This is a genomic window from Roseibium sp. M-1 (genome assembly GCF_054515675.1).
Genome location: NZ_CM137257.1, coordinates 4853500 through 4868288, shown reverse-complemented (window position 1 = coordinate 4868288; position 14789 = coordinate 4853500). Strand labels below are relative to the sequence as shown.

Annotated in this window: 18 protein-coding genes; 6 read left to right on the top strand and 12 right to left on the bottom strand. The window is 61.2% G+C overall.

Annotated features, from left to right (window positions below; translation table 11 throughout):
* Positions 1 to 322: 322 nt before the first annotated feature.
* From ACX3M4_RS22145 to ACX3M4_RS22135, 3 genes are all read right to left on the bottom strand, one after another.
* Positions 323 to 808 (bottom strand): OmpA family protein, encoded by a 486-nt coding sequence (locus tag ACX3M4_RS22145; RefSeq protein WP_459359487.1) that lies wholly within the window; start codon positions 806 to 808, stop codon positions 323 to 325.
* Positions 809 to 900: 92 nt separating this feature from the next.
* The gene (locus tag ACX3M4_RS22140; protein ID WP_459355136.1) at positions 901 to 1545 is read right to left on the bottom strand and encodes a L,D-transpeptidase; all 645 of its coding nucleotides are present in this window, start codon (positions 1543 to 1545) and stop codon (positions 901 to 903) included.
* Positions 1546 to 1697: 152 nt separating this feature from the next.
* Positions 1698 to 2597: a DMT family transporter gene (locus tag ACX3M4_RS22135; protein ID WP_459355135.1), complete on the bottom strand. Its 900-nt coding sequence runs from the start codon at positions 2595 to 2597 to the stop codon at positions 1698 to 1700.
* A 127-nt stretch (positions 2598 to 2724) separates the two neighbouring features.
* Between ACX3M4_RS22135 and ACX3M4_RS22130 the strand changes: the two genes are divergently transcribed.
* Positions 2725 to 3180: a methylated-DNA--[protein]-cysteine S-methyltransferase gene (locus ACX3M4_RS22130; RefSeq protein ID WP_459355134.1), complete on the top strand. Its 456-nt coding sequence runs from the start codon at positions 2725 to 2727 to the stop codon at positions 3178 to 3180.
* A gap of 46 nt (positions 3181 to 3226) precedes the next feature.
* On the opposite strand, the gene ACX3M4_RS22125 is transcribed toward ACX3M4_RS22130, so the two are convergent.
* Positions 3227 to 4141 (bottom strand): LysR family transcriptional regulator, encoded by a 915-nt coding sequence (locus ACX3M4_RS22125; protein WP_459355133.1) that lies wholly within the window; start codon positions 4139 to 4141, stop codon positions 3227 to 3229.
* A gap of 102 nt (positions 4142 to 4243) precedes the next feature.
* On the opposite strand from ACX3M4_RS22125, the gene wrbA reads away from it, so the two are divergent.
* From wrbA to ACX3M4_RS22110, 3 genes are read left to right on the top strand one after another with little or no spacing between them, the layout of a single operon-like run.
* Complete coding sequence (wrbA, locus tag ACX3M4_RS22120) at positions 4244 to 4873, top strand: NAD(P)H:quinone oxidoreductase (protein WP_459355132.1); 630 nt, start codon at positions 4244 to 4246, stop codon at positions 4871 to 4873.
* On the top strand, positions 4870 to 5592 hold the full coding sequence (locus ACX3M4_RS22115; protein WP_459355131.1) for an MFS transporter: 723 nt from the start codon (positions 4870 to 4872) through the stop codon (positions 5590 to 5592). The genes wrbA and ACX3M4_RS22115 overlap by 4 nt, the downstream gene beginning before the upstream one ends.
* Positions 5592 to 6089, top strand: coding sequence for an MFS transporter (locus tag ACX3M4_RS22110; RefSeq protein ID WP_459359486.1), 498 nt, complete (start codon positions 5592 to 5594; stop codon positions 6087 to 6089). Before ACX3M4_RS22115 ends, ACX3M4_RS22110 begins: the two co-directional genes overlap by 1 nt.
* Positions 6090 to 6236: 147 nt before the next feature.
* On the opposite strand, the gene ACX3M4_RS22105 is transcribed toward ACX3M4_RS22110, so the two are convergent.
* The 7 genes from ACX3M4_RS22105 to ACX3M4_RS22075 form a co-directional block, all read right to left on the bottom strand.
* A complete protein-coding gene (locus ACX3M4_RS22105; protein WP_459355130.1) occupies positions 6237 to 6806 on the bottom strand; it encodes a putative immunity protein in 570 nt (189 codons plus the stop codon).
* Positions 6807 to 7022: 216 nt separating this feature from the next.
* A complete protein-coding gene (locus ACX3M4_RS22100; protein ID WP_459355129.1) occupies positions 7023 to 7376 on the bottom strand; it encodes a cupin domain-containing protein in 354 nt (117 codons plus the stop codon).
* Between the two features lie 101 nt (positions 7377 to 7477).
* Positions 7478 to 7711, bottom strand: a complete 234-nt coding sequence (locus ACX3M4_RS22095; RefSeq protein ID WP_459355128.1) for a hypothetical protein — start codon at positions 7709 to 7711, stop codon at positions 7478 to 7480.
* 375 nt (positions 7712 to 8086) lie between these two features.
* Entirely contained in the window at positions 8087 to 8632 is a 546-nt protein-coding gene (locus ACX3M4_RS22090) for a MarR family winged helix-turn-helix transcriptional regulator (RefSeq protein ID WP_459355127.1), read from the bottom strand.
* A 248-nt stretch (positions 8633 to 8880) separates the two neighbouring features.
* Entirely contained in the window at positions 8881 to 9666 is a 786-nt protein-coding gene (locus tag ACX3M4_RS22085; RefSeq protein ID WP_459355126.1) for an ABC transporter ATP-binding protein, read from the bottom strand.
* A gap of 44 nt (positions 9667 to 9710) precedes the next feature.
* Positions 9711 to 10871, bottom strand: a complete 1161-nt coding sequence (locus ACX3M4_RS22080; protein WP_459355125.1) for an MFS transporter — start codon at positions 10869 to 10871, stop codon at positions 9711 to 9713.
* A 118-nt stretch (positions 10872 to 10989) separates the two neighbouring features.
* Positions 10990 to 11955, bottom strand: a complete 966-nt coding sequence (locus ACX3M4_RS22075; RefSeq protein WP_459355124.1) for a putative metalloprotease CJM1_0395 family protein — start codon at positions 11953 to 11955, stop codon at positions 10990 to 10992.
* Positions 11956 to 12123: 168 nt separating this feature from the next.
* Between ACX3M4_RS22075 and ACX3M4_RS22070 the strand changes: the two genes are divergently transcribed.
* Positions 12124 to 12927 (top strand): creatininase family protein, encoded by an 804-nt coding sequence (locus tag ACX3M4_RS22070; protein ID WP_459355123.1) that lies wholly within the window; start codon positions 12124 to 12126, stop codon positions 12925 to 12927.
* A 432-nt stretch (positions 12928 to 13359) separates the two neighbouring features.
* Entirely contained in the window at positions 13360 to 14301 is a 942-nt protein-coding gene (locus ACX3M4_RS22065; protein ID WP_459355122.1) for a LysR substrate-binding domain-containing protein, read from the top strand.
* Positions 14302 to 14460: 159 nt separating this feature from the next.
* Here the strand turns inward: ACX3M4_RS22065 and ACX3M4_RS22060 are convergent, their stop codons facing one another.
* Positions 14461 to 14757 carry a helix-turn-helix domain-containing protein gene (locus tag ACX3M4_RS22060; RefSeq protein WP_459355121.1) on the bottom strand — a complete coding sequence of 99 codons (297 nt, stop codon included), beginning with the start codon at positions 14755 to 14757 and terminating at the stop codon, positions 14461 to 14463.
* Positions 14758 to 14789 lie beyond the last annotated feature (32 nt).

Here is a 14789-nt window from a genome sequence, read left to right as displayed (position 1 = left end):
TAAACAGGTTTTTTGCGTTTTCTGAGTTTCCGTCCCGCAAAGCCGGCGTCAGAGAGAGAGCATCGTGCGTTCAGGAGAACGCACCTAAGATGCTCTACCACCTTAAGATCGATCAGCTTTGGACACTCAACCGGACCCGGTTGTGCGTCCGCTGATCTAGTGGAGCGAATTTGACATTTGAGTCCCGGTCGCGGCTAGGCTGGTGCTCAAATGTCAAATTCAAAAGCTCCACTAGAATCATATATTTATCTAGTGGTTCTTATGATTCTGACATTTGCTCCGGCGCTAGCAGCAGGGGGATGCAAATGTCAGAATCGAACCACTAGCGCAAAGCCGCTGGAGCGGAGTCGTCGAACTCTTCCCTCAAGTTGACGACCACCCTGCGGTTCTGTGACTGACAGGTCAGTTTGTCGCAGTCCGTCACCGGCCGCTCCACGCCATAGCCCTTGACCCACATGCGCTTGGGGTTGACGCCGAGCTTGACGAATTCGGCCATGACGGCATCGCCCCTCTGGGTGGACAGGGTCTTTTGCGCAGCCTCGCTGCCCGGATCGTCCGCATGACCCTGGATCTTGACCAGCCACTTCTTGTTCTTCTTCAGCCACTGCGCCTGGTTCTTGATCGTGATAAGGGCCTCTTCGGAGACGACAGCCGAGCCTTCTTCAAAATAGATCCGGCGGCCGACATTGAGGATGAACTCTTCCTCCGAGCCTGACGAGATATTACCGAATCCGGCGGCCGGAGCATTTGTCACGTCCGGCGACGTCAGGCCGGCGCTGTTGCAGCCGGCAAGACCAAAGGCAAGCATGCAGGCGACAAACGCGCCCTGGCCGATCCGGCCCAATCTATTTCCCAAGGAAGCCCCCACTTCTCTTCGTGATTCAGTCTGCGGCACCGGCTTCAGCCGGCATTTGCGCCAAGATGCTCCAGAACCAGGACACCCGTCCCCTTGGGACAGCGCTGGTAGAGATCGATAACATCCTCGGGGAACATGCGGATACAGCCACTGGAGACGTCATGCCCGATGCTCCAGGGTTCCAGCGTGCTGTGCAGCCTGTACCCGAGATCGCGTCCGTCCCGGTAAAGATAAAGAGCCCTCGGGCCAAGCGGGTTTTTGGGCGATCCGCCCTCGACCATCCGCGGCAGGTCCGGCTGGCGTTGCAGCATTTCCGGTGGCGGCACCCAGCGTGGCCACAACTGCTTGCGGTCGATCCGCGCCCGGCCGAACCACTGGAAACCTTCGCGCCCCACACCGACGCCGTAACGCAGGGCGGTGTTGTTCTCCCAGACCCAGTAAAGGAAGTGGTTGTTGGTATCGACGACAACGGTGCCGGGCGGCTCGTTGCTGAAATACTTCACCATCTGGCGGTGCCAGACAGGGTCGATCTTGTTGAAGTTCGTGCGCCTGTACTGAAAGTCGCCATCGGGCTGGTAGCCGTTGAAATAGGCGTTGGCGGCTGCATTGGCATTGGCGGCGTGCGGCAGAACCAGCGTTCCGGCCACCGAAGCAGCCCCCGTCAAAAACATGCGGCGGTTCAAGTCCATCCCATACCTCCCCCAGGCGTGGCGATCCTTGCTGACCGGCGGACCCCTGCCATCGCCGGAAAGGTCCGGCAGGGCGCCAGCCGGTATTAAGACTGGAAGTCGCCAATCGCGTCAACCACCCTTGAGGGAGGTGGACAGGCAAGATGCCGGGATCAGATCTCCTTCACCCGCTCCCGGTAGAGAATATAAAGGCCGGAGGCGACGACAATGGCAGCGCCAAGCAGGGTTGTGAACGACGGCACGTCGCCGAAGACCAGGTAGCCGAGCGCGATCATCCAGACGATTTGCGTGTAGATGAAAGGCGCGAGCACCGGTGCCGGCGCGATGCGGTGCGCCATGATGAAGAGGAAATGCCCCCCGGCTCCGAAGACGCCGGTGGCAAAGAGCAGCATCCAGGTCCAGGCATCGGGCGGCGTCTGCCAGACCGTTAGTCCCGCCGGCGTCATGGCGACTGCCGCAACGATACCGGAAATGATCAGAAGCCCTGCGGAGCCGTCGGTCGCCGTCAGCTGACGCGTCAACAGCGCGTAAAAAGCATAGAAGGTCATGGCCGCGACCGAATAGATCGCCGCCCAGTGCATGCCGCCGATGCCGGGCTGCGTGACCACCAGCACCCCCAGGAAGCCAACGACGATCGCTGCCCAGCGCCGCGCGCCCGCCCATTCGCCCAGCATCGGACCGGCTAGCGCGGTGATGACGAAGGGACCGGCGAACATGATCGCCATGGTCTCGGCAAGCTGCAGATAGCGGACGGCCATGAAGTTGCAGATGGTCGTGCCGAGCAGACAGAAGGCGCGCACGAGCTGCAACCCCGGCCGTCTCGTCTTCAGGAGCGAGGGTTTTCGCCAGACCTGGAACAGAACCAGCGTCAGCAACACATGACTGACGAACCGAACCCAGACGATCTGCAGTGTCGGCAGACTGGTGGACATGTATTTCGCCGTGGCATCCAGAACGGAGAAACTGAGGCAGGCCAGAACGATGAGACCGATGCCGGCCAGAGGTGCGGCGGCCGGCGATCCGGACGGGCGTTCCTGACTGTCATGCGCCATGGAAGGCGGCCCTTTCGGTGGAGTGTCCACAAATGATGCGGACCGTGCGGCCAGCTTCGACGGCTTGACCCGGTTGAGTTGTGACCCAGGGCCCACTACCTAGGTAACAACGGTCACGGGAACGATGATGCCTGTTGCAGAAATAGACACTTGGCTGGGGCGCCTTTCCATAACGGAATATGACGGCGCAATCACCCAGATACACTGGAACGGCGCTGCGGGCAAAGAAGAAACACCTTTGCTGAAAGAAGCGGCCCGTCAGCTTCGAGCCTATCTCGCCGGCGATCTGAAGTCCTTCGACCTGCCGCTGGCCCCGAAGGGCGGCGAGCTGCACCAGGCCGTCTTCCGCGCAATGCTGGCGATCCCCTATGGCGAGACCCGCACCTATGGCGACCTTGCCAGGGAACTCGACACCTACGGCCAGCCGATCGGCCAGGCCTGCGGCGCCAACCCGATCCCCATCGTCATCCCCTGCCACCGCATACTGTCGGCCAACGGCCTCGGCGGTTATTCCGGCGCCGGTGGCACCGATACCAAGATCGCGCTGTTGAAGCTGGAAGGCGGGTATCCGTTTCTGGTTTAGGAGCGGCAGAGTGCCGAGGACGTGACAGTGCATTTCAGTTTGTCAGTCACGCGCCATCCGAATGCAGGCTGATCAGGACATCTGCAAGATGCCTTGCCGCCGGCCCCATCGTTTCATCGAGACGATGGGCAACATAGGCTTGCGCCGCGACTTCACCGTTGCGGCCAAGAGCACTCACATAAAGCCTGACCAGCCGTCCCTGTTCGAGATCGCGCTCTACCAGCCACAAAGGCAGCCGCCCCCAGCCAAGGCCGCCAAGAATGAGGTTGTACTTGGCATCTTGCGTGTTCACGCGGCAGGTCTGCGGCGAGATAACGCCAAAGTCACGTCCGGCGGATATCGGGGAAGGGTCGGTCAAGACAATCTGAAGATGGTCCGCAAGATCCAGAGCTTCCGGGGCCCTGCCACCCTTGCCTTTGGCGAGTGGATGCTCTGCGGCCACCACCGCGACCTGGACGATGGACGTCAGCGCGTCGAACTTAATACGCGGATCCCGAAAATCTTCGCCAACCATCACCGCCAGTGCACAACGCCTCTGCCTCAAAGCCTCGAGCGGGCCGCCCAGGGGCTCGACCAGAACCCGCACAGAGACCGGGGGAAAGCTGTCCCGCATTTGCGAAATTGCTGTTCCGACCTTCTGCAATGGATAGAGAGTGTCCACTGCGATCCCGAGTTCCGTTTCCACGCCCGCTGCAAATCCGCGGGCTTTGGCCCGCAGCACATCGACGCGCAGGAGAATATCTCTTGCGCTGCCAAGCAGCATTTGGCCTTGCCGGGTCAAAACCGGCCGGTGTCCGGAACGGTCGAACAATTCGACACCAAGTTGTGCTTCAAGATTGGCGATCGCGACACTCACGCCGGATTGGACCCTCGACAACGACTGTGCGGCCGCCCGGAAGCTTCCGCTGTCAGCAATGGCAACAAATGTTCGCATCTGATCGAGCGTCAGCGCATCCAGCATGATCACCTCTATTGATCGTTTTGATGCAAATTATATCACTTAGATAGAGCAGTTAAAAAAGGCATTTTGCTGGCGTTCCATAAACCGAAGCAAGGTGCAACCATGGCCAGAATACTGGTACTTTATTATTCGTCTTACGGTCACATCGAGACGATGGCGGCAGCGGTCGCCGACGGTGCTCGCCAGGCTGGCGCCACTGCCGACGTGAAACGGGTTCCTGAACTTGTCCCGGACGCTGTAGCAAGCAAATCCGGCTACAAGGTCGACCAGCAGGCACCGGTCGCCAGAGTGTCCGAGCTTGCTGACTACGATGCCATTATCATTGGTACGCCGACACGTTACGGCACGATGGCTTCCCAGATGAAGAACTTCCTCGATCAGACCGGTGGCCTTTGGTTTGAAGACAAGCTGGTCGGCAAGGTTGGCAGCGTCTTTACCTCTACAGGCAGCCAGCACGGTGGTCAGGAAACCACCATACAGTCGACACAGACTGTCCTGTTCCATCTTGGGATGATGGTCGTCGGTCTACCCTACACCTTCAAGGGACAGATGCGGATGGACGAGATCACCGGCTGTTCTCCTTATGGAGCGTCCACGCTGGCCGATGATGGCAACGGCGGTGATCGCCAACCAAGTGAAAACGAACTGGAAGGCGCCCGCTTCCAAGGGCGACACGTCGCCGGGATCGCTTTGGCCCTGGCTATTGGCCGGCAGGCGAGAGCAGCCGCATGACAGCCTCTGCCTTTACCTTGGAGCCGCCGCGCACCCGTTGGTTGGCGGTGTTTGTGATCGTCGGTGCCGGTATCGTTACGGCGTTGCAGGTCGGGAAAGCGGCCATCGCCGCCCCATTGCTGCAATCAGATCTCGGGATTGGCCTGGTGGCCATCGGCTGGTTGACGGGGATCTTTGCGGTTCTCGGGCTCGTGGGCGGTATTCCGACAGGCGCGCTTGCCGCCAGTTTCGGCGGCAGGCGACTATTGATAATCGGATTGCTGACGACAGTGTTTGGGTCGGGTCTTGGTGCGGTGGTTTCAGGTATGTCGGGGCTCTTGCTTGCCCGCGTCATCGAAGGTGCCGGCTTCCTCCTTGTAACAGTTGCAGCACCCTCGATCCTGAGCCGTGTCGCGAAATCCTCCGACCGTGATTTGGCTTTTGCCCTTTGGAGTTGCTTCATGCCTGTCGGCATGGCGATTGCGATGCTGACCGGCCCCCTGTTCGGGGATTGGCGGATGATTTGGTGGACGAGCTGCCTGCTCACCTTGATCATCTGCGTGCTTGTGCCATGGGTGGTTCCGGTCGATGACCAACGTCACCCCTGGTCGTGGCGCAAACTGCAATCCGATACGGTTTCTGTGTTTCACGCCGGGGTGCCGGTCGCTCTTGCCGGCACGTTCGCACTTTACAGTCTGATGTTTTTTTTGCTCTGTTCAGCTTCCTGCCTGTGTTGCTGATGGAGCAAATGGGTGTCTCCCACCAGACTGCCGGACTGTTGAGCGCTCTCGCTTCCGCTGTGAATGTGTCTGGAAATCTGGCGGCGGGTCTTCTGCTGTCCCGTGGCGTCAGTCGTGCAGTATTGCTCACCGGTGCCAGCGTAACCATGGGCTTGGCCAGTTTCGGCATATTTTTGCCTTTGCTGCCCGCTGCAGCGACGTTTGCTCTTTGCATGCTGTTCTCGGCCGTTGGCGGGCTGATCCCGGCGACGATCCTGTCTTCCGCGCCAATTGTCGCTCCGACGGCTGGTCAGGTTCCGGTGATCCTCGGATTGATCATACAAGGCAACAACCTGGGACAAATCCTTGGTCCGACGGCCGTCGGCACCGCAATCGAGCGTTTTGGCTGGAGTTCGGCCGCATACGCCGTTGCCGGTGCGGCCCTGGTTGCAATCGCCCTTGTGGCGGCAACTGGCAAACGCATCGACAAACACCGGCGTAATGTTGTGGTCTCGTAAAGATGACAAATGGCACTCCGGTCACGGCACCCAAAACAGGGATGCGTGCCATTGCCGTTCCGGGTGCTTTGGAGATGCTTCAAGGGCAGGCTTTGCGCTCAGGTCGATTCAAAGTCGGATTGGAGTGGAATGTGGGCTGGTGACTTTTCACCATCTCGCAGAAGCCAGCCTCAAATTGGTGTCGAGATGATGAAAGAGTTGGCCTGGACGCGTAGAGCCTTGAGGCTGTGGGGGAAAACGCAGCAAAAGAATTCCCACTTCTGCTGGCGCGATGTCGGCCGCGATCTGTAACTTTTTATTTGCGACCCCAGCCCGGCTTTCGGAGACGACCTCGCAAGCCAGGGCCGCATAGACAGCCGGCCCCAATACGTGCCTGGCTTGACGAATACCCTGGCTGCCCAGCTTCAATTCTATATGAGTATAAGCCACCGCTGCCGCCAACATCGCGGAGCGCGCAGCATATTTTGCGAATTGCGTGTCACTCTCTTTGGCGGCAGCATGAGCCGCCCATGCGAGTTGACGCAGCATTTTATTTCGCGGGCCACCATGTCCGAATTTTCGAGCGCCCATGATGGCGTCCCGGGGTCGATTGTCTCCGCACTCCTCACCTTCAAATACTGCGAGCGCCATGTCTGCACAATCGGCCGCCCAAAGAGCTGCAAGGCGAAGAAAACTTTCCGCGTCGACCGGTTTGCCCGAGCATGAAGTCTGGCTCATACGTCATCACCCCGAGGATAGTGCCGTTTCTGTTCACAATGTCCGGTGGTCTGCAATGTCAGCGGTAGCCACTTCAGCTTTTGCCGAAGAACGGCCTCGACAGGGTCGAAACCGGCGATCGGCCCGCAACAATATCGACAGCTATTGAACGTCTTTGCTATTTAAACCGCCAGTCCGCTGCAGGCCCCTTCCCTTCCCTTTGAACACCCCATCCCCCTACCCCGGCAACCGGATGACGAACAGTTTCCGCGTCGTCTCCAGAACTTCCCAGACGCCCGAAAAACCCGGCTGCAGGACAAAGCTGTCGCCCGGGCCGATGTCGCGCGTGTTGCCGTCCTTGTCGGTCAGCTTCGAACGGCCGGAGAGGATGGAGCAGAATTCCCATTCGTCATAGGAGATGCGCCAGGCGCCCGGCGTGCATTGCCAGACCCCGGTAAAAAGCGTTTCCTTGTCTGTCGCCTCGACCAGCCACGTGGTGAAGCGCGGGTCGCCGGAGAGGACCTTTTCGGAAGCCGGTGCGTCCTCTTCGGCAATGATGTCGTCGAGATTGAAGGGAAGAAAGGCGTGCATGCTTGGCTCCTGCGCAAATGCCCGGGCTCGAGCCCGGGCGAGTGATTTGCAGGATGCTAGCCGGAGCGGCATGTGCTGACCAGTATGGCCGGGACGATGCCCTACAGGACCAGGAACCCGATGAACACCATCACGGTCGCCAGGGTGCTCCAGCCCAGCAACTCGGTCAGTTGCGCCTTGCGCGAACGCGTCAGGACGCGGGCCTGTGCGGAGTTCCGCCGGCCGGTCGCCGGACGGGAAATGGCGGCGTCGGAGACATGGGCAAAGCGGCGGCGCAGATCCGCGGCGCGGCGGGCGCCGCGATCTTCGTTCAGGGAGTGCATTTTTGCGTACATATCAGCCATCCTCACAGTTTCCGGTTCGGCTGAGAGGGAGGTAGGTGTCCGGTGGGCCGGTTTCAAATGACCGATTTGTAATCTTTGTGCCGGAGAAGAGTCGCGACAGACCGTTTGCGGCATTGCCCGGCAAACTTGTTGTCACCCCGGGCGACCGAAGGGAGGCCCGTGGCTCACTCGTTTCCAGAGCGCGTTTGGTTGGGTGTCTATCGATCTTGTTCAAAAGCCCCGGCAAATTGTCCTGCGAGTAGGCCCCGGGGTCTGAGCTTCGCTTGCCCGGGGTGAAACCGCAAGCGGTCGCCGGAGCGGTGTGCTTGGCGGGGAAGTCCCCTGTTCTCACCTCGACCTGTAGACAGCGTGCCTTGCCACTGACCGTCAGGCCGCCGACAGTTCCTTATCTTTCTCCTTGGCGTCCTGCTCCTTGGCCTGCACTTCCGCAGGCTCATCGCCATCGGTGTCGAAGTCGGCTTCATGCTCGGGATCGTCGTCGACCGAAAGCGACAGGTTCTTTTCCACCTGGCGCAGCAGCTTGCGCAGCTTCTTGCGGTCCTTGTCGTCGAGACCGGACATGGCCTCGCGCTCCAGCCGCTTCCAGGCCCTGTCGACGGAAACCACCAGCTCGCGTCCGGTCTCGGTCAGATAGACCCGGGCCAGACGGCCGTCGGTATCGGAGACCTGGCGGCGCACGTAGCCCTGGCTGGACAAGCGGGTGACCATCTTGGTGACGGTGGGCGGTTGCACGCCGAGCGCCAGCGCCAGCTGGCTCATGGTGCGTCCGTCCGCGTCGGCCAGAACCTTGAGCACCAGCTCCTGCCCCGGATGCAGCCCGATCCGCATCAGATGCGCGCCGGAGCGGGCCCGCTGTGCCTTCGCGGCCTGAACCAGGCGAAAGGTTATGCTTTTCTTGTAATTGAAAGCCATGAAACCGTCCCCGTCCTCGATTAACCCGAATCACGCTCATCTCGGCGCGGCGGCACACTAGCCGGGTTATTTAACCGTCAAATGACACTGCGGTGAATGCGGGCAATTTTTCTGACCCTGCATGGGCTTGCCGCCCGTTATCCAGCTAAACAATACGGCAGACCGGATTTGGAAGCATCGCAAGAACTGACAGAGACCTGAAAACCACCCTGGAGGAGATCGGTATCGGATTGCCCGAAAAGCCGGCATCAAAGACTGTCGGCGGGCTCCATCGCCGCCTGCAGGGCGGCCGAAACATCCCGGCAATAGTCGTTATAGACGGACGAATTGCGGAAACCTTCCTCGCGCGGCCCGGACGTGACGATCTCCTTTTCGAGCGCCACCCGGCCGGGACGGGCCGCCATGACGACGACACGGTCGGAGAGATAGACGGATTCGAAGACCGAATGGGTCACGAAAAGCACCGTCCAGCCGAAGCTCTTCTGCAGCCGCAGCAGATCATTGTTGAGCTTGAACCGGGTGATTTCGTCGAGCGCTGCGAAAGGTTCGTCCATCAGCAGCACCTTCGGCCGCGTGATCAGCGCCCTTGCGATGGAGACCCGCATCTTCATGCCGCCGGAAAGTTGCCTTGGATAATGATCGGCAAACTCCTCCAGCCCGACGGTCGCCAGCGCCTCCAGCACCCGTTCCCGGGCTGCCGCACGGGCAACGCCCTTCAGCCTGAGCGGCAGCCAGACATTGGCAAAGACCGTTGACCAGGGCATCAGCGTCGATTCCTGGAACACGAACCCGAGTTCATGCTCCTGCGCACCGGTTTCCTGCGGCCAGGAGACCGATCCGGAAGTGGGTTGGGAAAGTCCGGCGACGATCCGGAGCGCACTGGACTTGCCGCAGCCGGACGGCCCCAGCAGGGAGACGAATTCGCCCTCGTGCACATCCAGCGAAAAATCCTGCAGCGCCGTCGTACCCGTGTCGAACACCTGGGTAATGCCGCTGAGCGAGACGATGACGGGAGCCTGGCCTTGCTGTGTCATGAGAACCGTTCCGCTTTTGAGTTTTCCCGACTGCGGTGTTCCTGTCAGGTCCTGACCTTCAACGCCCCGGCGAGAAAGGGAATGGCCATCGTCAGGACGGCCACGGTGACGAAGGACGCCCGAAGCGACAGCAGGTCGCCGATGAAACCGAGGATCGGCGGCCCCAACAGGAATGCTCCATAGCCAAGCGTGGCCACTGCCGCAAGAGCCGCACCCTTGGACATGTGCGGATCGCTGGCCGCGCGGGACATGGCGAGCGGAAACAGCACGGCGTAACCGAGCCCCATCACGAAGCAGCCGGCCCACACGGCCCAGATGTTCCAGCCCGTCACGAGCAGCAAGCCGCCGGCAAAGGCGACCACGCCGCTGACACGCGCCACGGGCACCGGTCCGTAGCGGGCGATGATCCTGTCACCGGAGAGCCGCATGATCACCATGGCAACGGAAAACACCGTGAACGCGGTCGGTGCGATGGCAACCGAATAGCCGAGATCGTCGATCTGGTAGAGCGCGGCCCAGTCGGTCACGGCGCCTTCGCCGAGTGCCGCGACCAGCGCCATCAACCCGACGAGAACCAGCGCACCCTTGGGCAGCGCAAAGAGCGGCGCCTTGCGGCCGTCCGTCGCCGCCTGTTCCGCCTGCGGCCAGCTCTGCCGCCAGAACCAGACCAGAAAGGGCGCCACTAGGACACCCCAGAGCGTGAAATGCAGGGCAACGCCCAGCCCGGCCTCAATCGCGAAACCGCCTGCCTGCGCCGCGGCGCCGCCGCCGAGACTGTAGAGACCGTGATAGGAAGACATGATCGGCCGTCCGATCGCCTTCTCCACCTCCGCGCCCCAGCCGTTCATACAGATATCGAGGGCACCGAAGGTAAATCCGGCCAGGAACAGGGCAATCGTCAGAACGGGCACATTGGGGGCAATGCCGACGAGCACGAAGGTCGCGACATTGGCCGTTGCCAGAAGCTTGGTCATGGGCGCCGCGCCCATCCGGTCGATCAGCATGCCCGTCAGTGGGAATGCCACCAGCGCGCCGCAGGCCATCACCAGCAGCAGGATGCCGAAGCCGCTTTCGTCCAGACCCGTGGTGTCCTTGATCTGCGGGATGCGCGATGCCCACATGCCGATGAAGGTGCCGCACATGAAGAAAACCGCCGAGACAACGCGGCGCGCGGCAATTGCTTGATCCTGAGTGGGGACTGGCATGATCTGATCTGTAACGGGGGCACAGGGCCGGAAGGGGACCGCCTTTCTGTCACGCCTAAGGCGGCAAGACAAGCTGCGAACGTTTGATCGCTTGCAAAAGAAATACGGCGAATTGAGGTCAGGCGATCAGGGAACCGGCCACGGAAATCGATCCGGCGGCACGCTCGACAGCCGCCTGATAGGCGGACGCGGCATCGGCGCGCTCCCGGCGGCCGGCAGCCGAAGCTTCGTCTCTACCGCCGCCGGCCTGCGCCGTCTCGGACGATCCGGCATCATCCTCGCCGCGGTCGGATTCTCCGAGCTGTCCCGGATCCTCGTCTTCACCGCCGGACAGTTCTTCGGTTTTCTGCTGCCGGAGTTCGGCCTGCGCCTCGGCAAGCTGTGCCTGCGCCTGCTGCGCCACTCTCATATCCTGGGACGACGGATCTGCCGGTGCCGTGGCGGCGCGGATCACGACTTGCATCTTGCGGATGGTGGCCTCCGGCGTGCGTTCCCTGGAAGTGTCGATCTGCACTTCGCCGCCTATGGCGTACCGCTTGCCGTCCGGCCCCTGCTGGTAGGTATAGCTCGGCGCACTGGCATAGGCACCGCCGACGGTGGCATGGGCCTGTTCATGGGCGCGCACTTCGCGATCGCGTTGCTTCAGCTTGTCGACCTGCTGCTCTTCCGCCTCGTTGAGGCCGTCGCCGTCCGCGTCTTCCTCGTCGCTTACCGTCTCTTCAGCCGGATCCTGCAATCCTGGCGCAGCACCGCTTTCCCCCGTGGCGTCTTCTTCCTCCGCGCCGGGATTGGCCGCATTTGCGCTGCCCGCAGTCTCCTCGTCGTCTGTCGCTCCCGGCAGCGGCTTGCGCCCATCGGCACCTGTCGGATCTTCGCTTTCCTGCAGCGCCAGCACCGCCTCGGGCGTAAGCGGCACCGCGCCGTCTGAACGGATCGCCGCGGCGCGCGGGCTGGCCAGACTGTCGCGCGCACTTTCCCCGGCCCGGCCCTGGGCAACTTCCCCCGAGCCAGGATCGCGCTCCGCCGCGACACCGCTTCCTTTCAGAACGATCGCCGGCGTGTTGGTCAGAATTGCGCCGATCATGGCGGCGATTGTCCTTGAGAGGTGTCAGCAAATTCTAAACACCGGTTAAGAAACGGCATCATATGTTCGTGAGGGTTCCGGTGGCGCCGCCTCCCTCACAGCCCTTGCCTGCCGGGCCCTGCTATGCAAATGAGAGCGGGCGGGTGCCATCAAAGACGGAACAAGACCATGCTGCCCAAGCCGTTCTGGCAAGATATGACGACGGTCGATTTCGAATCGGCCGATCATGAGGACTGGATCGCGGTCCTGCCTGTCGCCGCCATCGAGCAGCACGGCCCGCATCTGCCGCTGTCCACCGACACGACGATTGCCGAAGGCCAGATCCGCCGCGTCATCGAGCTGCTGCCCGAAAACCTCCCCGTCACGTTCCTGCCTCTTCAGACCGTCGGCAAGTCGGACGAGCACATTTCCTCGCCCGGAACACTGACGCTTTCCTGGGAGACGGTCACCCGAGCCTGGATCGAGCTTGGCGAATGTGTTGCCCGCGCCGGCATCCGCAAGCTGGTCATGATCAATTCCCACGGCGGCAACGTGCCGGTGCTCGACATCGTCGCGCGGGAGCTGCGCGTTAAGCACGAGATGTTCGTCACCGCCACCAACTGGTTGCGTTTCGGCCAGCCCGATGGTCTCTACGCCCAGGAGGAATTCGCCTACGGCATTCATGGCGGCGATATCGAGACCTCGCTGATGCTGCACCTGCGCCCCGACCTCGTGCGCATGGACCGTGCAAAGGACTTCCCGTCCGAACAACAGCGCTACCTGGAAGAGTTCAGGCACCTGCGCGGCCACGGCAAGGCGCAATACGGCTGGAAGGCCCAGGACCTCAACCCTTCCGGCGCGCTCGGCAACGCGGCGCTGGCAAGCGCTGAAAAAGGCAGACAGTCGCAGGATCACGCGGCGCGGGGCTTTATCGAGCTTCTCGAGGATGTCCACGCGTTCGACCTCAACCGGCTGTGGGCGCCGGAGCGATAAAGCAAAAGTGATAGAAAATCCCGCCGCCAAACCGGCTACCCTTTACTGGCGCGGAAGCACTCAGGAAGCGTATTCATTACCCTTCGCGAAATCTTCTTTAGTAAAATCACCTAAACAACTCGGCTGAGCGCCGCCTCTTCCTCTCGATGTTGACCTCTACCTCATAAAGCGACACAGTGTTTGGTCTAGAACAACAAAGGGCGGGCCGAATTCGGCCTGCCCCTGCATAAGCTCTAGTGGAGCGAATTTGACATTTGAGTCCCGCTCGCGGCTAGGCTGTTGCTCAAATGTCAAATTCAAAAGCTCCACTAGAAACATATATTTATCTAGTGGTTCTTATGATTCTGACATTTGCTCCAGCGCTAGCAGCAAGGGGATGCAAATGTCAGAATCGAACCACTAGGGTCCGGGAGGGGCAGTTCACGGGGACCGATGAATCTTTCGATTCGGCAATTGGCGACTTTTCGTGAAGTCATGCGCAGCGGCTCCATTTCGGAAGCGGCGCGCACGCTTGGCCGGACGCAGCCCGCGGTCAGCTCCACCATTGCCGGTCTTGAAACGGAACTGGAACTGAAACTGTTCGTGCGCGAACAGGGCCGCCTGGTGCCAACGCCGGAAGCCGAGTTCTTTCTGGAAGAAGCCGAAGCGATCCTGAAGCGTCTGGAAATTTCCAAGCGGACGCTGCGGGGCCTTGCCAACCGGGAACATGGCCAGTTGCGCATTGCAGGCATTCCCGAGGCCGTCGTCGACTTCCTGCCCAACGCCCTGTCGCAGTTCGTTGCCGACAAACCCAGCGTCAAGGTTGCGCTCGCCAGCCGGACGTCTGCCGAGATCGAGGAACTGATTGCCGCCCAGCAATTCGACATCGGCTTTGCCGAGACCCCGCGCGCACGCAATTCCTTCGACCAGATCGATTTCGACCTGGAATGCATGTGCGCAATACCGGCGACCGATCCGCTGGCCTCGAAGGAAGTGATCACGCCTGCAGAACTTGACGGCTATCCGCTGGCGCTGCTCCATTCCGAGCACCGCAGCCACAAGCAGACGTTGGCCCGGTTCCGCGACGCGGGCGTGCGCTTCAACCAGCGCTTCGAGCTGCAGACCGCCTGGCCCGGATTGCGCTTCGTGGAAGCGGGCCTCTGCGCCCTCATCTGCGACGTCATCACCGCCTACAACGCCCAGGAAAAGGGCCGGCTCGGCATGGGCCCGCCGATGATCGTCTTCCGCCCTTTCCGGCCGCGCATTCAGAACGGCCTATCCATCCTGACGCCGACCCACCGGCCCATTTCGATCGTTGCCAAGGATTTCTGCGACTTCCTGGCAGCCGAGGTGGAGACGATCCGCGCAGCGATGATCCGCCGGCCGGCGGCCTGACGGCAAAAGGCTCGACGACGGCCTGCCTTTCCGGAACGCATATCCCAGAAAATCAAAAAAAGGCGGCCCATCGGACCGCCTCGTCGGAAGCATCTGCCGTTATCGGCTTATAGAGAAGCGGGCGATGGGGCCGCACAGGTTGCTGGACTGACCTTGCGGTCAGCCGGCTGCATTCTGGAAAATTGCGCTGTTGGCAGCAACGATCGCCACCGCATTGGTGCGGTTGCGGGCGCCGAGGCGCGTAATGGCGTTGCGGATATGCGCCTTGACGGTCGCGATCGACACGTCGAGTTCGTAGGCGATCTGCTTGTTCACCTTGCCCTCGCACAGCTTCAGCATGATCTCCAGCTGGCGCGGGGTAACAAGGTCACCGAGATTCATCGGCCAGCGAATGCCGCTGAAAGGGCCGGTCTGACCGTCGGGTCCGATTGTCGGCAGGGCGAAATGAGCTGTCATCACTTGCTCCCAGGCTTTGAGTTCCATCCGTG